The 17,426-nt window shown below is 59.4% G+C and carries 19 protein-coding genes; 11 read left to right on the top strand and 8 right to left on the bottom strand.

From position 1 onward, the window contains the following. Nucleotides 1-218: 218 nt before the first annotated feature. Together M6G53_RS12155 and pabB are read right to left on the bottom strand one after the other, a co-directional pair. Nucleotides 219-797 (bottom strand): CoA pyrophosphatase, encoded by a 579-nt coding sequence (locus tag M6G53_RS12155; protein ID WP_253331739.1) that lies wholly within the window; start codon nt 795-797, stop codon nt 219-221. Then, nucleotides 794-2,167: an aminodeoxychorismate synthase component 1 gene (pabB, locus tag M6G53_RS12160; protein WP_253331741.1), complete on the bottom strand. Its 1,374-nt coding sequence runs from the start codon at nt 2,165-2,167 to the stop codon at nt 794-796. Before pabB ends, M6G53_RS12155 begins: the two co-directional genes overlap by 4 nt. A 521-nt stretch (nt 2,168-2,688) precedes the next feature. Here pabB and M6G53_RS12165 point away from each other — a divergent pair. Both M6G53_RS12165 and M6G53_RS12170 read left to right on the top strand, forming a co-directional pair. Further along, nucleotides 2,689-3,690 carry a glycosyltransferase gene (locus M6G53_RS12165; RefSeq protein ID WP_253331743.1) on the top strand — a complete coding sequence of 334 codons (1,002 nt, stop codon included), beginning with the start codon at nt 2,689-2,691 and terminating at the stop codon, nt 3,688-3,690. 70 nt (nt 3,691-3,760) lie between these two features. After that, a complete protein-coding gene (locus tag M6G53_RS12170; RefSeq protein ID WP_253331745.1) occupies nt 3,761-4,006 on the top strand; it encodes a YoaH family protein in 246 nt (81 codons plus the stop codon). A 34-nt stretch (nt 4,007-4,040) separates the two neighbouring features. Here M6G53_RS12170 and purT read toward each other — a convergent pair whose 3' ends face one another. Further along, nucleotides 4,041-5,219 (bottom strand): formate-dependent phosphoribosylglycinamide formyltransferase, encoded by a 1,179-nt coding sequence (gene purT / locus M6G53_RS12175; RefSeq protein WP_253331747.1) that lies wholly within the window; start codon nt 5,217-5,219, stop codon nt 4,041-4,043. Nucleotides 5,220-5,465: 246 nt separating this feature from the next. Between purT and cspE the strand changes: the two genes are divergently transcribed. The 5 genes from cspE to yebF all read left to right on the top strand — a co-directional run bounded on the left by cspE (nt 5,466) and on the right by yebF (nt 8,395). Next, complete coding sequence (gene cspE / locus M6G53_RS12180; RefSeq protein ID WP_004927572.1) at nt 5,466-5,675, top strand: transcription antiterminator/RNA stability regulator CspE; 210 nt, start codon at nt 5,466-5,468, stop codon at nt 5,673-5,675. Between the two features lie 147 nt (nt 5,676-5,822). Continuing rightward, nucleotides 5,823-7,205 (top strand): ATP-dependent RNA helicase DbpA, encoded by a 1,383-nt coding sequence (gene dbpA / locus M6G53_RS12185; protein ID WP_253331749.1) that lies wholly within the window; start codon nt 5,823-5,825, stop codon nt 7,203-7,205. Nucleotides 7,206-7,293: 88 nt separating this feature from the next. Further along, a complete protein-coding gene (locus M6G53_RS12190) occupies nt 7,294-7,617 on the top strand; it encodes a YebG family protein (RefSeq protein WP_253331751.1) in 324 nt (107 codons plus the stop codon). A gap of 39 nt (nt 7,618-7,656) precedes the next feature. Continuing rightward, the gene (gene yqfB / locus M6G53_RS12195; RefSeq protein WP_253331753.1) at nt 7,657-7,965 is read left to right on the top strand and encodes a N(4)-acetylcytidine aminohydrolase; all 309 of its coding nucleotides are present in this window, start codon (nt 7,657-7,659) and stop codon (nt 7,963-7,965) included. 70 nt (nt 7,966-8,035) lie between these two features. Then, entirely contained in the window at nt 8,036-8,395 is a 360-nt protein-coding gene (yebF, locus tag M6G53_RS12200) for a protein YebF (RefSeq protein WP_253331755.1), read from the top strand. A gap of 56 nt (nt 8,396-8,451) precedes the next feature. On the opposite strand, the gene M6G53_RS12205 is transcribed toward yebF, so the two are convergent. From M6G53_RS12205 to mdtH, 5 genes are all read right to left on the bottom strand, one after another. Beyond that, nucleotides 8,452-9,015 carry a lipoprotein gene (locus M6G53_RS12205; RefSeq protein ID WP_253331757.1) on the bottom strand — a complete coding sequence of 188 codons (564 nt, stop codon included), beginning with the start codon at nt 9,013-9,015 and terminating at the stop codon, nt 8,452-8,454. Between the two features lie 152 nt (nt 9,016-9,167). Continuing rightward, a complete protein-coding gene (locus tag M6G53_RS12210; protein WP_253331760.1) occupies nt 9,168-10,808 on the bottom strand; it encodes an ABC1 kinase family protein in 1,641 nt (546 codons plus the stop codon). A gap of 35 nt (nt 10,809-10,843) precedes the next feature. Continuing rightward, on the bottom strand, nt 10,844-11,491 hold the full coding sequence (grxB, locus tag M6G53_RS12215; RefSeq protein WP_253331762.1) for a glutaredoxin 2: 648 nt from the start codon (nt 11,489-11,491) through the stop codon (nt 10,844-10,846). A 126-nt stretch (nt 11,492-11,617) separates the two neighbouring features. Next, nucleotides 11,618-11,866 carry a hypothetical protein gene (locus tag M6G53_RS12220; RefSeq protein WP_253331764.1) on the bottom strand — a complete coding sequence of 83 codons (249 nt, stop codon included), beginning with the start codon at nt 11,864-11,866 and terminating at the stop codon, nt 11,618-11,620. Between the two features lie 73 nt (nt 11,867-11,939). After that, on the bottom strand, nt 11,940-13,145 hold the full coding sequence (mdtH, locus tag M6G53_RS12225; protein ID WP_253331766.1) for a multidrug efflux MFS transporter MdtH: 1,206 nt from the start codon (nt 13,143-13,145) through the stop codon (nt 11,940-11,942). Between the two features lie 345 nt (nt 13,146-13,490). On the opposite strand from mdtH, the gene rimJ reads away from it, so the two are divergent. The 4 genes from rimJ to murJ all read left to right on the top strand — a co-directional run bounded on the left by rimJ (nt 13,491) and on the right by murJ (nt 17,287). Next, nucleotides 13,491-14,075 carry a ribosomal protein S5-alanine N-acetyltransferase gene (gene rimJ / locus M6G53_RS12230; RefSeq protein WP_253331778.1) on the top strand — a complete coding sequence of 195 codons (585 nt, stop codon included), beginning with the start codon at nt 13,491-13,493 and terminating at the stop codon, nt 14,073-14,075. Between the two features lie 9 nt (nt 14,076-14,084). Then, nucleotides 14,085-14,732, top strand: coding sequence for a YceH family protein (locus tag M6G53_RS12235; protein ID WP_253331768.1), 648 nt, complete (start codon nt 14,085-14,087; stop codon nt 14,730-14,732). After that, nucleotides 14,725-15,645, top strand: coding sequence for a Gfo/Idh/MocA family protein (locus tag M6G53_RS12240; protein WP_253331770.1), 921 nt, complete (start codon nt 14,725-14,727; stop codon nt 15,643-15,645). The genes M6G53_RS12235 and M6G53_RS12240 overlap by 8 nt, the downstream gene beginning before the upstream one ends. A gap of 106 nt (nt 15,646-15,751) precedes the next feature. Continuing rightward, the gene (gene murJ, locus M6G53_RS12245; RefSeq protein ID WP_253331772.1) at nt 15,752-17,287 is read left to right on the top strand and encodes a murein biosynthesis integral membrane protein MurJ; all 1,536 of its coding nucleotides are present in this window, start codon (nt 15,752-15,754) and stop codon (nt 17,285-17,287) included. Nucleotides 17,288-17,426: the final 139 nt, after the last annotated feature.

A 17,426-nucleotide genomic window follows, 5' to 3' on the forward strand; every position in this document is an offset into this window, starting at 1 on the left:
CGCCGCCGGCTTAATCCCTGTTTCTACAGTGGTTTATCTCGGACGGTAGTATTTTACAGGTATTTCGTAAGGTTTAAGAGAGGGTTTACAGTTTTTTTAAAACCATTCAATCGGAACGGTAGTTGAAAAAGCGATCAAATGAAGTGATTTCGATCGCTTTACCAGCAGCGCAGGGCCGACGGCCATGCCAGATTGAGAATCAGATCACGCAATGCGGGTTAAATACTGACCTGTTGCGCCAGGCGGCGAATGATGGCGGCGGTCAGCCCCCAGATAAACTGGCCGTGATACCAGGAGAGGTAAATGCGGTGCGTGTGGCCGGCGCGATGAATATCCAGCGGGGAGTAACGCGACAGGGTCAGCGCTTCTCGCAAGGGGATCTCGAACACGTCCGCCACTTCGTCCTCATTGGCGTGGAGCTGCACATCCGGCGGGATCAGGCCGACGATAGGCGTGACCTGAAATCCGGTGCTGCTGTCGAGCGGCGCCATTTGGCCGAGTACGGTCACCGCGTGCGGCGGTATCGCCACTTCTTCGTGTGCTTCCCGCAGCGCCGTGACGATCGCCGATCCGTCTTCGGCGTCGGTTTTACCGCCGGGGAAGGCTACCTGGCCGGCATGTTTGCGCAGCGAATCGGCGCGGCGGGTCAACAACAGCGTCGGCTCGGCGCGGCAGACGATCGGGATCAGCACCGCCGCCGGGCGCACATTGTGCGAGATCTGCGCCGCCTGCGGCAGCTGCAGCTGAAAACGGCTGATAAAGGCGTGCAGTGAGGCCGGCGAGTTTGAAGGGATCACGACAGGGCGCACTCCCCAAGCTGCGGCAGAATACGGCCTACCTTGTCGAAGGTCTCCTGGTATTCCGCCTGTTCCTGGCTGTCCGCCACGATTCCGCCGCCGGCGGAGCAGTGGATGCGACCGTTTTCGGTGACGAGCGTGCGAATGGTGATGTTGGTGTCCATGGTGCCGCAGGCGCTCAGGTAGCCGATGCTGCCGCAATAGGCATTGCGACGCTGCGGCTCCAGCTCTTCGATGATCTCCATTGCCCGCACCTTGGGGGCGCCGGTGATCGAACCGCCGGGGAAGCAGGCGCGCAGCAGCTCGGCCGCCGAGGCATGGTCCGGCAGGGTGGCGGTAATGGTGCTCACCAGGTGATGCACCGCCGGGAACGGCTCCACGGCGAACAGTTCCGGCACCCGTACGCTGCCGGGCAGGGCGACGCGGCCGATATCGTTACGCAGCAGATCGACGATCATCAGATTTTCCGCGCGATCTTTGGGCGAATCGGCCAAACGGCGAGCCTGCGCGGCGTCTTGTTCCGCATCCGCCAACCGCGGCAGCGTGCCTTTGATCGGACGGGTCTGGATGCGCTGCTGCTCAAGCCACAGGAAGCGCTCGGGAGAGACGCTCAGCACGCTGTGGTGCGGCAGCCGCAGGAAGGCGGAGAACGGCGCGCGGTTGCTGGCGCTCAGTCGACAGAATGCCTGCCATTCATCCCCTTGATAATCGGCAGAGAATCGCTGCGCCAGGTTAATTTGGTAACAGTCCCCGCTGCGCAGGTAGTGCTGAATGCGTTGGAATTTCTCGCCGTATTGCCGTCGGGTCATATTGGCGCGCCAGTCGCCGAGCAGCGTGAAAGGACGTTCCGTTGGCGCGGTTTGGCTATTGAGCCAGCGCCAGCGCTGCTCCACATCGCCATAACTGAGCAGCGTCAGCGTTTGCCGATGGTGGTCGGCGATCAGTGTCCAGTCGTAAATCCCTACCGCCATGTCTGGCAGGGTGAGATCGGCCTCGGCCAACTGCGGCAAGGTTTCCACCCGGCGCCCGAGATCGTAGCCAAACAGCCCCAGGGCGCCGCCCTGAAACGGCAGGTCTGGGTTAAAGGACGGTTGCCAGTCTTGCGCCGCGAGGCGCTGTTGCAGCAGAACAAACGGGTCTTCATGTGACTGCATTGTGACGCCGTCACTGCTGATCTCGGTCGTGTCGCCACGGGTTGTGAGAGTGACGAGCGGCTGCGCGACCAGAATATCGAAGCGGTTATGCGAATGGTCGGCAAACCCGGAGTGCAGCAGCATCGCCCAGGGTTGGGGTGAAAGCGGGGCGAACAGCGCCATCAGGGCGTCGCGGCTATAGGGCAGTGCCTTTTGGTTCGGGGCGGTTACGCTCATTAACGTCAGTAAACCTGGCTATAGGGATGGCAATATCGGGCCGCTAGTGTGCCATAGATGGCCGAGGCATGCATGTTCCGCCACGCGCAACGTGCAGCATGGTTCACATAAACGGCAGTTCAATAAACCATAAATAAGGCATTTTTTGCGCCATTAACTACACTTCGAATATGTTAAAAATTTAACGTCAAAATTGACCTAAAGCCTGTTTTATCGAGGGCGTAAAACCCAGGGAATATATAAAGTAATTCGTTAATTTCAAAAAAATATTGTTTCATACCGTTATTAAATAAATGGCGGTGGACGCATTTTGCCTGATTGTTGGCCACGCCTTGAAATTAACGGCTTATTACGCAACGTTTTTCCAAAAGTGCGGAAAGAAATTAGGATTCATCTTATTTGAGCGATTGCGGGGCGCTGGGGCCTGATTGAATTGATATCCAGCTCGAACCTTGAGCGGATTGATATTATTTTAAAAAATAAAATTATTATTTTGTTACATTATCATTGAAGAGCTGCCTATGTCGTTAATGCTGAGCGTCATCGTCCCGATGCACAATGCGGGAGAATTATTAGAGCCTTTCCTGGCTTCGTTGCTGGCCCAACGCGAGCAACGCCTGGAGGTGATCATCGTCAACGATGGTTCTACCGACGGTTCAGGGGAGACCGCGCACCGTTACGCGGCTGCGCATCCGCATATTCGGGTCATCGACCAGGCCAACGCCGGCGTTTCTAACGCACGTAATGCCGGGCTCGCCGTTGCCCGGGGCAAATACGTGGCGTTTCCCGACGCCGACGACCTGCTGGCGCCGGACATGTATTCCACGCTGCTGGAACAGGCGGAAAGGCACCAATTAGACGTGATGCAATGCAACGGCGAGCGCTATTTCGCCAGAGAAGACGAATTACAGCCGATTTTTCCCGAGGCACGTTTACAGAGCACTGACGTTATCACCGGCGTACAGTGGTTCGAACGCGCGCTGAAATCGAGAAAATTTATTCACGTTGTATGGTTGGCGATATATCGTCGCGATTTTATCCGCCAGCATCGGCTTTATTTTGAACCGGGGTTACATCATCAGGATATTCCCTGGACGACCGAGGTGATGTTTAATGCCCAACGAGTCAAGTATTTAAGCACGCCGCTGTACCGTCAACGGGTACACGACAAGTCGATCAGTCATCGTCGCCGCACCGGCAAAGCAAACGTGGATTATCAACGCCACTATATGAAAATCGTCGAAATGCTGGAGCGGCTCAATCTGCGCTATGCCGGCAGCATTGCCATTCGTCCGGCTTTCCATTGGCAAATCACCCGTGAAGCGCTGGGCATTTGCCACAGCATTCGCCGTGAACCGGATTCGGTCGCCCAGAATCAGATTACCGAAGAGTTCTATCAGCGCGGCATCGACAGAGCGATGTTCGCCAATGCGCGCGGCGTGAAGCAGGGGTGGCATGTGATGCTGTGGCGGCATCGCCTGAAGCAGTGGCGCAGCGATAACGGCTGTTCGCAACCGGCCTGAGGCACAAGGCATTGGGATCCGTCGCGTTAGCGCGTATACTCCTTCTCCCTTTTGCCGGAGAGAACGACACATGCATGCAGGTATGCCATTACTGAGTCACGCGGAGCAGCAGGAAGCGGCGGATCGTATCCATCAGCTGATGGAGCAGGGCATGAGCAGCGGTGAAGCCATTGCTCGCGTTGCGCAGGAAATTCGTGAGAAGCATCAGGGCGCCCAGGTGGCGGTGCTGTTCGATGACGATGATGAAGACGAGCCGCATGATGCCGCACCGGAGGCGTCGCGGGATGACGATGCTGAAGAAGATGAAGACTATTGATGTTATCGGGGCCGCGTAAGCGGCCCCGTCAGTTTCAGCCGTTGACCGCCACGGCGGCGGCGGCCTGTTTCGCCAGCTCTACCGCCTGTTCCGTCGTATCTGCCGTCGCCAGCGCCACGCCCAGACGACGCTGCCCGGCGATCTCCGGTTTGCCGAACAGGCGCAGCTGGTTGTGCCCGCGCAGGGCATTTTCCAATCCGCTGAAGCGCACGTCGCTGCTGGAGAGCCGTGGCAGGATCACTGCCGAAGCGGAAGGGCCGAACTGGCGGATGGCGCCGATCGGCAAGCCGAGAAACGCGCGAACGTGCAGAGCGAACTCGGACAGATCCTGTGAAATCAGCGTCACCATGCCGGTATCGTGCGGGCGCGGCGACACCTCGCTGAAGATCACGTCGTCGCCACAGACGAACAGCTCCACGCCGAACAGGCCGAAACCGCCCAGGGCCTTCACCACGTTCTCCGCAATAGCCTGAGCCCGGCTCAGCGCCGTGGCCGACATGCGCTGCGGCTGCCAGGATTCGCGATAGTCCCCATCCTCTTGACGATGGCCGATCGGCTCGCAGAAATGCACGCCGTCCACGGCGCTGATGGTCAGCAGCGTAATTTCAAAATCAAATCTCACCAGCCCTTCGACGATCACCCGGCCGCCGCCGGCGCGGCCGCCCTGTTGGGCGTAATCCCAGGCGCTTTGCAGTTGTTCAGGCGTGCGGATCAGGCTTTGCCCCTTGCCGGAAGAACTCATTACCGGTTTGACGATGCACGGGTAGCCGATGTGTTCGACCGCCTGCCGAAAAGTCGCTTCGCTGTCGGCAAAGCGATAGCTGGAGGTGGGCAGGCCAAGCTCTTCCGCCGCCAGGCGGCGGATGCCTTCACGGTTCATCGTCAGGCGGGTGGCTTCGGCGCAGGGCACCACGCGGTGGCCCTGGCGTTCAAGTTCGACCAGCATGGCGGTGGCGATCGCTTCGATTTCGGGAACGATATAGTCCGGCCGCTCTTGTTCGATAACGGCTTTCAGCGCGTCACCGTCCAGCATATTGATGACGTGACTGCGGTGCGCCACATGCATGGCGGGGGCGTCGGGATAGCGATCGACGGCAATCACTTCCAGACCGAGGCGCTGGCATTCAATGGCGACTTCTTTACCCAGCTCCCCGGAGCCGAGCAGCATAACGCGGGTGGCGGAAGGGCGCAGGGCGGTTCCAATCGTTAACATAGTTTCGTACCTGGATCGGTGAAAGTAAGCGGATTGATGATCGGCGGGCAGTATATACGAAAACGATTGCGTGCACAGCCACCACGCCAAGTTTGTTGCTAACTTACTGTTTTTATAACAAGCAGAAATATTTGCCCTGTATGGGCGATTGTGCGTTAATAAGCGACGGCGAAAGAAGGCCTGTATATAGTAGGGTTTTCGCGTCTCGTGCCGTCAAGGCAGGTTTATCAAGTAAAGGAAACACAAATGAGCAAGATCACTGGTCACGTTAAATGGTTCAACGAAAGCAAGGGTTTCGGCTTCATCACGCCTGCCGACGGCTCTAAAGACGTTTTCGTTCATTTTTCCGCTATCGTTAGCGATGGTTTCAAGACCCTGGCTGAAGGCCAGCAGGTTGAGTTCTCCATCCAGGACAGCCAACGTGGCCCAGCCGCCGCCAACGTCGTTGCCATTTAACGACTGAGCCGCCAAGAAACCCGCCGCCGGCGGGTTTTTTTATGCCCGCAGGCCGTAATGCCGCCCATCTCTGTTATCATTTACCGCTGATTCGGCGCCAGCCTGCGGGCGCGCCGCCATTCCATTCGTCATATAAGAGTTATCGCCGTGAGCACAGTTTCTTTTTCTTCCCTGCCTCTGCCAGCCGAACAGTTGGCCAACCTCAACGAACTGGGGTACGCCAAAATGACGCCGGTGCAGGCCGCCGCGTTGCCCGCCATCCTGCAAGGGCGAGACGTGCGTGCCAAGGCGAAAACCGGTAGCGGTAAAACGGCGGCGTTCGGCATTGGTTTGCTGAATAATATCGTCGTTGCTCAGGTGGCCACACAGGCGCTGGTGCTCTGTCCCACCCGCGAGCTGGCCGATCAGGTGAGCAAAGAGCTGCGCCGCCTGGCGCGCTTCACGCAGAACATCAAAATCCTGACGCTGTGCGGCGGCCAACCGATGGGGCCACAGCTCGATTCGCTGGTGCATGCGCCGCATATCGTGGTGGGCACGCCGGGCCGCATTCAGGAGCACCTGCGCAAGAAAACGCTGCTGCTCGACGACCTGAAGGTGTTGGTGCTGGATGAGGCCGACCGCATGCTGGACATGGGCTTCGCCGACGACATCGACGATGTGATCAGCTACACGCCGCCACAGCGTCAGACGCTGCTGTTTTCCGCCACCTACCCGGCCGGCATCGAACGCATCAGCGAGCGCGTTCAGCGCCAGCCGCTGAGCGTCGAGGTGGATGAGGGCGAAGCGCAGGCCACCATCGAACAACGCTTCTATGAGACCACGCGCGATCAGCGCCCGGCGCTGCTGGTGTCGGCCATTCGTTATCATCAACCCGCGTCCTGCGTGGTGTTCTGCAATACCAAACGCGATTGTCAGACGGTGCTTGAGGCCCTGGAAGCCCGTGGCATCAGTGCACTGGCGCTGCATGGCGACCTGGAGCAGCGTGACCGCGACCAGGTGTTGGTGCGTTTCGCCAACCGCAGTTGCCGGGTGTTGGTGGCGACCGACGTCGCCGCGCGCGGGTTGGATATCAAAGAGCTGGAGCTGGTGGTGAACTACGAACTGGCGTTCGATCCCGAAGTGCATGTGCACCGCATTGGCCGAACCGGCCGTGCCGGCATGAGCGGGCTGGCGGTCAGCCTGTGCACGCCGCAGGAAATGGCGCGGGCGCACGCGATTGAAGATTACCTGCAGATGACCATCGACTGGTCACCGGTATCCGAGCTGAGCGGGGCGGGCAACGGCGCGCTGGAGGCGGAGATGGTGACGCTGTGCATCGACGGCGGCCGCAAGGCGAAGATCCGCCCCGGCGATATCCTCGGGGCGCTGACTGGCGATGCCGGGCTGACGGCGGCGGAAGTGGGCAAGATCGACATGTTCCCGGTGCATGCCTACGTCGCGATCCGCAAGGCCAGCGCGCGCAAGGCGCTGCAACAGTTGCAACAGGGCAAAATCAAAGGCAAAAGCTGCAAGGTGCGGCTGCTGAAATAAGCCGAAGGCGGGCGGCGGTTTGCCTTCCCGCCACTATCTATTTATACTGTATATAATTACAGTTGTTTGAGTATTTGAGGACGCACGCATGGCGGTTGAAGTTAAATATGTGGTGGTGAGAAACGGTGAGGAAAAAATGACTTTCGCGAGCAAGAAAGAAGCCGACGCCTACGACAAAATGCTGGATCTGGCGGATAACCTCGGAGAGTGGCTGCAGCAGGCGCCGCTGAATCTGGACGACGAACAGCGCGAAGGGCTGAGCTTCTTCCTGGCAGAGAATAAGGACGCGCTGGGTCTGATTCTGCGCGGCGCATCGCCGGCGGAAACCGGCAAAAAACCGGCGGAAGCGAAAGCGAAAAAAGCAGGCTCTAACTCAAAAGAGGGATCTGCGTCAGAAAAGCAAGCGGCATAATGGCTTATGTTGCGGTGTTGTGATGAAAAAGGATCTAAAATGAGCCGTGAAATAACTTTCTTCAGCCGCTTTGAGCAAGACATTCTGGCCGGGCGCAAAACCATCACCATTCGGGATGCCAGTGAGTCGCACTTCGAACGGGGCGAGGTATTGCGCGTAAGCCGCAATGAAGACGGCGTATTTTTCTGCCTTATCGAAGTGCTGTCGGTCACGCCGGTGCGTCTGGATGCGCTGACCGAACGCCACGCCAGGCAGGAAAACATGTCGCTCGGCGAACTGAAGCAGGTGATCAAGGAAATCTATCCGGGTCTGGATGCGCTGTTTGTCATCGAGTTCGTCAAACGGTAATCCTGTGCCAAAGCCCTGTTGTGAGCCAGGGATGGGCGCTCGGATAGCGCTAATCACAACGGGAGGACATATGAAAAAAACGGGTTTGGCTATCGCCTTGTTGGCCATGATGGGAGCATCGACTGCGGTGTGGGCGCAGGATCAAGAGCAACGCACCGCGAAGGTGGGGCAGTGTGCCGGTCTGCAACCGGCGGATATTGCCGCTCAGGTCAAGCGTGATTTCTTGCAGAACCGTATCACGCGCTGGGAGGCGGACAAACAGCTGCTGGGTACCGCAACCCCGATCGCCTGGGTTAGCCCGGATGCCATCAGCGGCAAGGATCAGGTGTGGCAGGTGCCGCTGACGGTGCGTGGCACCAAGGTGGATAAAACCTACAACGTGACGCTCAATTGCAATACCGGCGAGATCGCCTACAGTGCGCCGCAGTAATACTTTCCCGCAATAAAAAGCCCGCCGATCGGCGGGCTTGATACATCAAGACGCGGTCAGTCGCTAAACGGGATCACCAACTCACCCGGCTTCACTTCCAATCCCTTCGCCAGTTTTTTCGCCAGCGCTTCGGTTTTGCTGTTGTCAGGATTCAGCACATAAGCCGGCTTCTGGTCAAAGTAGGCTTTCAGCGACTGGTTCAGATATGGTGCCAGCGCTTTCATCACCGTCTGCATTTTTTCCGGCTGCACGCTGTAATCGGTCAACTCCATATCCTTCAGGTAAATGGCGCCCTGGGCCCGGTCGTAAACCGGCTGCGCTTTCAGCGTCAGCTTCAGGTCCGCCGCCTGCGGGCCGAGAATCGACGTGATGTTAACCTTGGCGTCGCCGGAAAGGGTGACTTTACCCGGTTCGCTGCGGCCGATCTGGCTTTGCAGCTGAGTCAGCACGATGTTGGCGTCCACCAGGCCGGGCACGCCGATCTGCTTCTGATAGTCGTTATGTTTCTGCAGGTAATCATTCACTCCCTGCTCGCTCAGGGTGTACTGGGTCAGTTGATTGCAACCGGCCAATACGCCGGCGAACAGCAGGGCGGCTGCGCCCATCAGGATCTTCTTCATTCATGCCTCATTGCGACTGCTGGCGAAAAGTGCTGCAGATAATTGATTAATCATTATAAACCTTCCGCCTGCACGTGAAAACGGCAGGCGGCGATGTGCAGAGGATAGTGCGCGCAAAAGCGGGCGAGACCTATCGGATAACGCTGAAAGCGTCAGCGGCGCAGGCGCCACGCCAAGAGAATCACCCCGGCCAGGCAGGCTGTGCCCCCGAGCAGCGGGAACAGCGGAACGCCCCATAGCCGCAGCGACGAATGCATCAGATAAGGCGCCAGCCCCAGAGCAAACGCGGCGGTGACGATGGCGATGGCCAGAGTGACGGCGGCGCGCTCCAGCGCTTTGCTCAATTGGCCGAGGTTCTTGACGTTGATCTCGGCATTGAGCTGCCCGCGTTTTAGGCGGCGCACCAACAGCCGCAGGGTTTGCGGTAGCTCCTCGCCAGCATCGAGCGCCTCCCCGCCCAGGGCCAACAGCCGCTGGCGCACGGCGTCGGGAGCATAGCGCCGCAGCACCGTTTGCTGCAGCATCGGTTTGAGCGTGGCGACGATGTCGAAGGCCGGATCCAACCGGTGCAGCACGCCGTCGGCGGTGATTAATGCCTTGAACAGCAGCACCAGATCGGGCGGCAGCGCCAACTGGTGTTCACGCGCCATCACCAGCAGGTCGGTCAGGGCTTTACCCAGCGTCAGGGTGGTGGCGGCCTGTTTGTCGAGAAAGTTTTGCGCCGCCAGCTCCAGATCCATCAGATCAAGCGGTTCGCTGTCTGACCAGGCAATCAGCGTGTTGACGATGCCTTCGGACTGGCGATCGGCGATGGCCTGCAGCAGCAGGAGCAACTGGTTGCGCCGCCGCTCGGACAGCTGGCCCACCATGCCGAAGTCGATAAAGCCGACGCGGTCACCGCTCAGCGCCATGACGTTGCCGGGGTGCGGATCGGCGTGATACAGCCGATGCTCCAGCACCATGCTCATAAAGGCACGGGCGCCGCGTTGCGCCAGCAGCGGGCCGTCAAAGCCCGCCGCCGCCAGCTGTTCAGGGCTTTCCGGCGCGGTGCCGGGCAAGTATTCCTGCACTAACAGGCGGGGAGAAGAGTAGTGCCAATAGATTTTTGGCACTACCACGTCGGGTTGACGCGCGAACATCCCGGCAACGCGGTCGCAGTTATGCCCTTCATGGGTCAAATCCAGTTCGTGATTGAGCGCCGTGGCCAGCGCTCTGATCATCTGCCGTGGCCGATAGCGCGCCAGCGCCGGGCTTTGTTGCTCCACGGTCTCCGCCAACGAGGCCAGCAGCCGCAGATCGGCGTGGATGGTTTTCGCCAGACCGGGCCGCAGCACTTTGACCACCACCTGTTCGCCGCTGTGCAGGCGCGCGCGGTAGATTTGCGCCATCGATGCCGCGGCCAGCGGTGTGCGATCGAATGCGGCAAACCGCTGCTCGGGTTCACCGCCCAGATCGGCGATGATTTGCGGCGCCAGCGTTTCCCACGGCAACACCGCGGCCTGGCTGTGCAGGCGATCCAGTTCGTCGGTCCAGGCCGGATCCAGCAGATCCGAACGCGTGGCCAGGATCTGGCCGAATTTGACGAAGGTGGGGCCCAGCGCCTCGAGCGCTTCGCGCAGCCGTTCAGGCAGGGTTTGCGCATCCTGCGGGGCGGAGCCACCGCGGACGCCGCGCAACAAGGCATCCAGGCCCAGCAGGCGCAGCACGTCTTGTAGGCCGTAACGAATCAGAACGGAGGTTATTTCCTTCAGCCGCGCCCGATCGCGAGCGGTAGCCAGCACCATTTTCAGCATCAGTACGCCATATCCTTATTTGTCACTCGCGACGGTTATTGTTCCATATCCAGCAGCAACGGTACCTCGCAGCGCTGCGCCATGCGGTTGCGATAGGCTTCCACGTTGTCCGGCAGCGCCACCCCGGCGACGATCGACAACGAACGCAGCAGCGGGAACAGATGAATATCGTCTTCGGACAGCTCGCCATTTACCGCTTCGGCGGAGACGATCAGCGGAGACAGCGCTTGCAGGTCAGTTTCCAACTTGGCGATCAGATCGGCGCTGTTGGCGAGATGTTCGGCAAAGTTGCCGATAGCTGCCTGCTTTTTGTCGATAAAGTAGCGGCGGGCGTTGTCGGTGGCGAACTCTTCGAAATCGGCGTGTGCGAAGCGTGGCAGCAGCAGTTGCGCGCTGTAGCCGCCAACCCGCTGCAGCCACTCGGCGATGGCCGGGTTGGTACTGCCGGTCAGCACCCGCTTGCCGTCCAGGCCATCGACATAGCGTACGATATCCAGGCTTTCCGGCATGGCTTCGCCGTTGTCTTTGATCAGAATCGGCGCCATTTTTTGGCCGATCAGGTTGAACGGGGTCGTCTCATCGTCGTTGAGCAACGTGACCAGGCGAATCGGCAGGTGTTTCAGGCCGAAAATCATGCGGGCTTTAACGCAGAATGGGCAATGATCGTAAATAAACAGTTTCATGCTTGCTCCGGGTGTCAGGTTTTAAGTGCAATAGTTACCACAGCTTATCGAGGCTGTCTTGAAGCGTGTGTGCTGGATGGTGCGTTATTGCGACATATGCCCGCGCAAGGGCACGGGCGAGAGGCGTTATTTCTTGGCCGGTACTGAATTGATGACATCGATCAGATGAATGCGGGCGGCTTCCAGATCGATTTTGTCACGCTCGGTGGTGGCGGAAACGACTTGCAGCTGTTTGATTATGTCGTTCTTCAGGCCTGTGTCACCGGCGAGGATGTGCGCCAATGCCTTTTCTACCATGGTTGAACGCGCATAGATCATGCGCAAGTTCAATATCATATGCTCAAGCAGTTCCGATAACTTCGATTCTTCATTCATGCCGACGGGCTCCTGTGGGTGTTTTTACTAACAGGATAGCAGCTACGGCCGATTCGGCCGGATTTCTCTGCCGTTAACCGCCGCGCAGCATCACCGACGCGCTGCGCCGTGGGTTGAATTGCCAGTACAGCGCCAGCAGCGTGGCGAAACCCACCGCGCCGAGCAGCAACCAGGGCAGCTCCGGCATGTTCATCGCCCGCCCGGTATCGTACATCCAGCCGCCGCCGGTATAGCCCAACGCACCGCCCAGCGCCAGGCCAAGACGGCTGAACCCCATGTAGCTACCGCGCGCACGCGGATCGGCCAGCGAAGCGCTCAGCGTTTCGCGCGCCGGCTCGGCGATGATCGAACCCAGATAGAAACAGCAGATCAGAATGAACAGCCCCTGCAGAGTGGTGGCGAGGCCGATCGGCAGCAGGCTCAGCGTCATCAGCAACAAGCCCGCCATCAGCCGCTGCTCAAGCCGGAAATGTTTTTCTCCCCAGCGCGCCAGCGGGTAGAGCAGTGACAGCGACAGCGCCGCTTCGATAGCATACATCCATTTCACCGCCGCCGGTGAGCCGGCGATTTCGTTGACGACGATCGGCAGCATCAGCATCACCTGCACCGCCAACATGTAGTAGCCGGTCAGCGTCAGCACATAGGTGAGGAAATGCCGGTCGCGCAGAACCCGCAGCATGCCTTCTTTCATCGGCACGCGCACGGTGGAGATGCGATAGGCCGGCAGCAACCAGGCGTTCCAACCGGCGGCCAGCACGAAGATCGCCGCCCCGACCCAGCAGACAAAGTGGAAATCGTACTGCAGCAGCCAACTGCCGATCAGCGCGCCGATCACCGCGCCGGCGCTGTCCTGCATCATCAGCAGCGAGAAAAAGCGGCCGCGTTCATGCGGGCGAGTCAGCTTGATTACCAGTGCGGTGCGTGGCGGATCGAACAAGGTGCCCCCGAGGGCGGAAAGCGCGCAGGAGAACCACAGGATCCAGGGTTCATCGGCCATCGCCATGGTGGCGAATCCGGCGGCGCGCAACAACATGCCGGTGACGATCATCGGTTTGGCGCCGAAGCGATCGGCGATGGCGCCGCCAAAGATGCCGAGCCCTTGTTGCAACAGCTGGCGCAACCCCAACGCGATGCCGACCAGCAGCGCCGCCCATCCCAGCTGATCGACGAAGCGAATCGAAATAAGCGGAAAGACGACAAAGAAGCCTAACACTACCAGCAGGTTGTCGAGCAACAGAAAATATTTACCCAAGCTGCGCGCTTGCGACACCAGAGACATGCTTCACCATGAGCAATTAAGAAAGAGGGGGAGACAACCCCTCCATTCTCTACCCAATTCCCGGACGGCGACAGAGGCGACGTAGATAATATTTTTTTATCGTCAAGGTGTTACCTGAACTGCAAAATTGGCGGAAAAACGCCGTAAAGCGCGCATTCGGCGATTTACTGAGCGGCCGGGATTTTACCTCGGGGGCGGGCTACGGTTATATTGAATGCAGGGAAGTGCGGTCCGGCAGCGCTGTTGGCTCCAGAAAACCATGGCATAAGATCGGCACAGGATAATGATCTGCACGGCTTCCTAATAAATACTTCTTATCGAACCGTTTTGACTGCGGGGGAAATGATGTTCGGCTACCGCTCTGCATCGCCAAAAGTAAGTCTTACTACCGACCGGATGGTGGTCCGTTTAGTGCATGAACGGGATGCCTATCGCCTGGCGGACTATTATGCCGAGAACCGGGCCTTCCTCAAACCCTGGGAGCCGGTGCGCGACGAAAGCCACTGTTATCCTTCCGGCTGGCAGGCGCGCCTCGGGATGATCACCGAAATGCAAAAGCAGGGCAGCGCCTACTATTTTATCCTGCTCGATCCGCAGGAGCAGGAAGTGCGCGGCGTGGCGAACTTCAGCAACGTGCTGCGCGGTTCGTTTCATGCCTGTTTCCTCGGCTACTCGCTGGGGGAGAAATGGCAGGGGCAAGGGCTGATGTTCGAGGCCCTGCAGTCTGCCATCCGCTATATGCTGCGCCAACAGCGCATGCACCGCATCATGGCCAACTATATGCCGCACAACCAGCGCAGCGGCGCGCTGCTGACCCGCCTGGGATTCGAACGCGAAGGTTATGCCAAAGATTACCTGCTGATTGACGGCAAGTGGCAAGACCATGTTTTGACGGCATACACCAATAAAGAGTGGCTAGCCCCACGTTGAGGCCAAACGATGAAATATGAATTGAACGCCAAAGAGGCCAGGGTTATCGGCTGCCTGTTGGAAAAACAGGTCACCACGCCGGACCAATACCCGCTTTCGCTTAACGCCATCACCCTGGCATGCAACCAAAAAACCAACCGTGAGCCGGTGATGGATCTGAGCGAAGGCGAGGTGCAGCAATTGCTCGATCTGTTGCTGCGCAAACATTTCCTGCGCACCCTCAGCGGGTTCGGCAACCGAGTGGTGAAATACGAACAGCGGTTTTGCAACTCCGAATTTGGCCAACTGAAACTCTCGCCGGCCGAACTGGCGGTGATCGCCACCTTGTTGCTGCGCGGCGCGCAAACGCCGGGAGAGCTGCGCACCCGCACCAACCGGATGCACGAGTTCAGCGACGTCAGCGAGGTCGAACAGGTGCTGCAACAGCTGGCCACGCGCGACGATGGCCCGTTCGTGGTGCGCCTGGCGCGCGAGCCGGGCAAGCGTGAAAGCCGCTTTATGCATCTGTTCAGCGGCCAGATTGATGAGGCGCCGCCGGTGTTCGAATCAGAGGAGGACGGCGGCGAACTGAGCGCCAGGGTTAGCGCGTTGGAAAACCAGGTGGCGGAGCTGAAACGGCAGGTACAACAGCTGTTGGCGAGGGAAACGAATGACTAAATTACGCGTGGGCGTGGTGGGATTGGGCAGCATCGCGCAGAAGGCTTATCTGCCAATCCTCGGGCAGGCGACCGACTGGACGCTGGTCGGCGGTTTCTCGCCCAATCAGCAAAAAGCGCAGCCGCTGTGCGACAGCTACCGCATGGCCTGTTTCCCCCGTCTGGACAGCCTGGCCGAACAGTGCGACGCGGTCTTTGTTCACAGCAGCACCGCCAGCCATTTTTCGGTGATCGGCGAGTTGCTTAACCGCGGCGTGCACGTCTACGTCGATAAGCCGTTGGCGGAAACGCTGGAGCAGGGCGAGCAGTTGCTCGAGCTGGCCGAGCGGCGGGGCAAGGCGTTGATGGTGGGGTTCAACCGCCGATTCGCGCCGCTTTACCGGCAGCTTAAACAGCAAATGAACCAGCCGGCTTCGATTCGCATGGATAAACATCGAGCCGACAGCGTTGGCCCGCACGATCTGCGTTTTACCCTGTTGGATGACTATCTGCACGTGGTGGACACCGCGCTGTGGCTGGCGGGCGGGCGCGAACAACTGCTGAGCGGCCGTTTGCAGGCCAACGCCGCCGGCGAAATGCTGTACGCCGAGCACCATTTCGCCTGCGCAGACACGCAGGTGACGACCAGCATGCATCGCCGCGGCGGCAGCCAGCGCGAAAGCGTGCAGGCGGTGACCGATGGCGCGCGGTATCAGTTGACCGATATGCGTCACTGGCTGCGTGAAGATGCGCAGGGCGAGTTGGAACAGCCGGTGCCGGGCTGGCAAAGCACGCTGGTGCAACGCGGTTTCGACGGGGCGGTGCGGCATTTCCTCAGCGCCGTTGCCAATCAGAGCGCGCCGGAAACCGGTGGTGAACAGGCACTGGTTGCCCAGCGCGTAGTCGAGCGTTTGCTGCGGGATAACTCTATGTAACATATGGCGGTAGCTATTCTTTTCCGGATGCGTAAACTGAGCCGATTGTTTCACTGACGCCTGCTGCCGCAGGCGTTGATATTTACGGTATCTATCAGACAACGACATGAACCTACTCAAATCCTTGGCCGCCGTCAGCTCGATGACGATGTTCTCGCGGGTGTTGGGCTTTGCCCGCGATGCGATCGTCGCGCGCGTATTCGGGGCCGGTATGGCAACGGACGCCTTCTTCGTGGCGTTCAAGCTCCCTAACCTGTTGCGCCGTATCTTTGCCGAAGGGGCGTTTTCGCAGGCCTTCGTGCCGATCCTGGCCGAATACAAGAGCCAGCAGGGTGAAGAGGCGACGCGCACTTTTATCGCCTACGTCTCTGGGCTGCTGACGCTGGTGCTGGCGGTGGTGACAGTGTTGGGGATGCTGGCCGCCCCCTGGGTTATCTACCTCACCGCGCCGGGCTTTACCGATACGCCTGACAAATTTGCCCTGACGTCGGCGCTGCTGCGCATCACGTTCCCTTATATTCTGTTGATCTCGCTGGCGTCGCTGGTGGGGGCGATCCTCAATACCTGGAACCGTTTCTCGATCCCGGCCTTTGCGCCAACGTTGCTTAACGTCAGCATGATCGGCTTCGCGCTGTTCGCCGCCCCGTATTTCCACCCGCCGGTGCTGGCGCTGGCCTGGGCGGTGGTGGTGGGGGGCGTGCTGCAGCTAGGCTATCAACTGCCGCACCTGCGCAAGATTGGCATGCTGGTGCTGCCGCGCCTCAAGCTGGGCGACGCCGGGGTCTGGCGCGTGATGCGTCAGATGGGGCCGGCGATCCTCGGGGTCTCGGTCAGCCAAATCTCGCTGATCATCAACACCATTTTCGCTTCGTTCCTGGTATCCGGTTCGGTGTCCTGGATGTACTACGCCGACCGTCTGATGGAGTTTCCTTCCGGTGTGCTGGGCGTGGCCTTGGGTACCATCCTGTTGCCGTCGCTGGCCAAAAGCTTTTCGAGCGGCAACCATGACGAGTATTCGCGCCTGATGGACTGGGGGCTGCGCCTGTGCTTCCTGCTGGCGCTGCCGAGCGCCATCGCGCTGGGCATTTTGGCCAAGCCGTTGACGGTCTCGCTGTTCCAGTACGGCAAGTTCAGTGCCTTTGACGCGGCGATGACCCAGCGTGCGCTGGTGGCTTACTCGGTAGGGCTGATGGGGCTTATCGTGGTTAAGGTGCTGGCGCCGGGCTTTTATTCGCGGCAGGACATCAAAACACCGGTCAAGATCGCCATCATTACGCTGATCATGACGCAGGTGATGAACCTGGCGTTTATCGGCCCGCTGAAACATGCCGGCCTGGCGCTGTCTATCGGTTTGGCGGCCTGTCTGAACGCCTCGCTGCTGTATTGGCAACTGCGCAAACAGAAAATTTTCCAGCCGCAGCCGGGCTGGACGCTGTTCCTCACCAAGTTGGTGATCGCCGTACTGGCGATGTCGGCGGTGTTGATCGGTGCGATGTGGCTGATGCCGGCCTGGGACCAGGGCAATATGCTGGAGCGTTTGCTGCGCCTGGCGGCGGTGGTGGTGGCCGGTGTGGTGGCGTACTTCGGCGTGCTGGCCGGGTTGGGCTTCCGCCCGCGTGATTTCGCGCGCCGGGTCGCCTGAGCTGAATGACAGTGACTAGTCCTGGCATAGGTTGACACTTTTATGCCTGTAAAACGCCTGATGCACCGCATCGGGCGTTTTATATTTTAGCGACTGGTGAGGCCGCTCTCCGTTGTAAATTTCTATCGATTCCCTCACC

This window comes from Serratia nevei, assembly GCF_024160145.1.
Classification (GTDB): domain Bacteria; phylum Pseudomonadota; class Gammaproteobacteria; order Enterobacterales; family Enterobacteriaceae; genus Serratia; species Serratia nevei_A.

Excerpts from the sequence above, each read along its gene's own strand:
- grxB (WP_253331762.1), bottom strand. The coding sequence starts at position 11,491 with ATGAAACTGTTTATTTACGATCATTGCCCATTCTGCGTTAAAGCCCGC.
- M6G53_RS12220 (WP_253331764.1), bottom strand. The coding sequence starts at position 11,866 with ATGAATGAAGAATCGAAGTTATCGGAACTGCTTGAGCATATGATATTG.
- M6G53_RS12170 (WP_253331745.1), top strand. The coding sequence starts at position 3,761 with ATGCATGCAGGTATGCCATTACTGAGTCACGCGGAGCAGCAGGAAGCG.
- purT (WP_253331747.1), bottom strand. The coding sequence starts at position 5,219 with ATGTTAACGATTGGAACCGCCCTGCGCCCTTCCGCCACCCGCGTTATG.
- M6G53_RS12240 (WP_253331770.1), top strand. The coding sequence starts at position 14,725 with ATGACTAAATTACGCGTGGGCGTGGTGGGATTGGGCAGCATCGCGCAG.
- mdtH (WP_253331766.1), bottom strand. The coding sequence starts at position 13,145 with ATGTCTCTGGTGTCGCAAGCGCGCAGCTTGGGTAAATATTTTCTGTTG.
- M6G53_RS12190 (WP_253331751.1), top strand. The coding sequence starts at position 7,294 with ATGGCGGTTGAAGTTAAATATGTGGTGGTGAGAAACGGTGAGGAAAAA.
- M6G53_RS12235 (WP_253331768.1), top strand. The coding sequence starts at position 14,085 with ATGAAATATGAATTGAACGCCAAAGAGGCCAGGGTTATCGGCTGCCTG.
- M6G53_RS12165 (WP_253331743.1), top strand. The coding sequence starts at position 2,689 with ATGTCGTTAATGCTGAGCGTCATCGTCCCGATGCACAATGCGGGAGAA.
- M6G53_RS12210 (WP_253331760.1), bottom strand. The coding sequence starts at position 10,808 with ATGCTGAAAATGGTGCTGGCTACCGCTCGCGATCGGGCGCGGCTGAAG.
- murJ (WP_253331772.1), top strand. The coding sequence starts at position 15,752 with ATGAACCTACTCAAATCCTTGGCCGCCGTCAGCTCGATGACGATGTTC.
- yqfB (WP_253331753.1), top strand. The coding sequence starts at position 7,657 with ATGAGCCGTGAAATAACTTTCTTCAGCCGCTTTGAGCAAGACATTCTG.
- M6G53_RS12205 (WP_253331757.1), bottom strand. The coding sequence starts at position 9,015 with ATGAAGAAGATCCTGATGGGCGCAGCCGCCCTGCTGTTCGCCGGCGTA.
- pabB (WP_253331741.1), bottom strand. The coding sequence starts at position 2,167 with ATGAGCGTAACCGCCCCGAACCAAAAGGCACTGCCCTATAGCCGCGAC.
- yebF (WP_253331755.1), top strand. The coding sequence starts at position 8,036 with ATGAAAAAAACGGGTTTGGCTATCGCCTTGTTGGCCATGATGGGAGCA.
- cspE (WP_004927572.1), top strand. The coding sequence starts at position 5,466 with ATGAGCAAGATCACTGGTCACGTTAAATGGTTCAACGAAAGCAAGGGT.
- rimJ (WP_253331778.1), top strand. The coding sequence starts at position 13,491 with ATGTTCGGCTACCGCTCTGCATCGCCAAAAGTAAGTCTTACTACCGAC.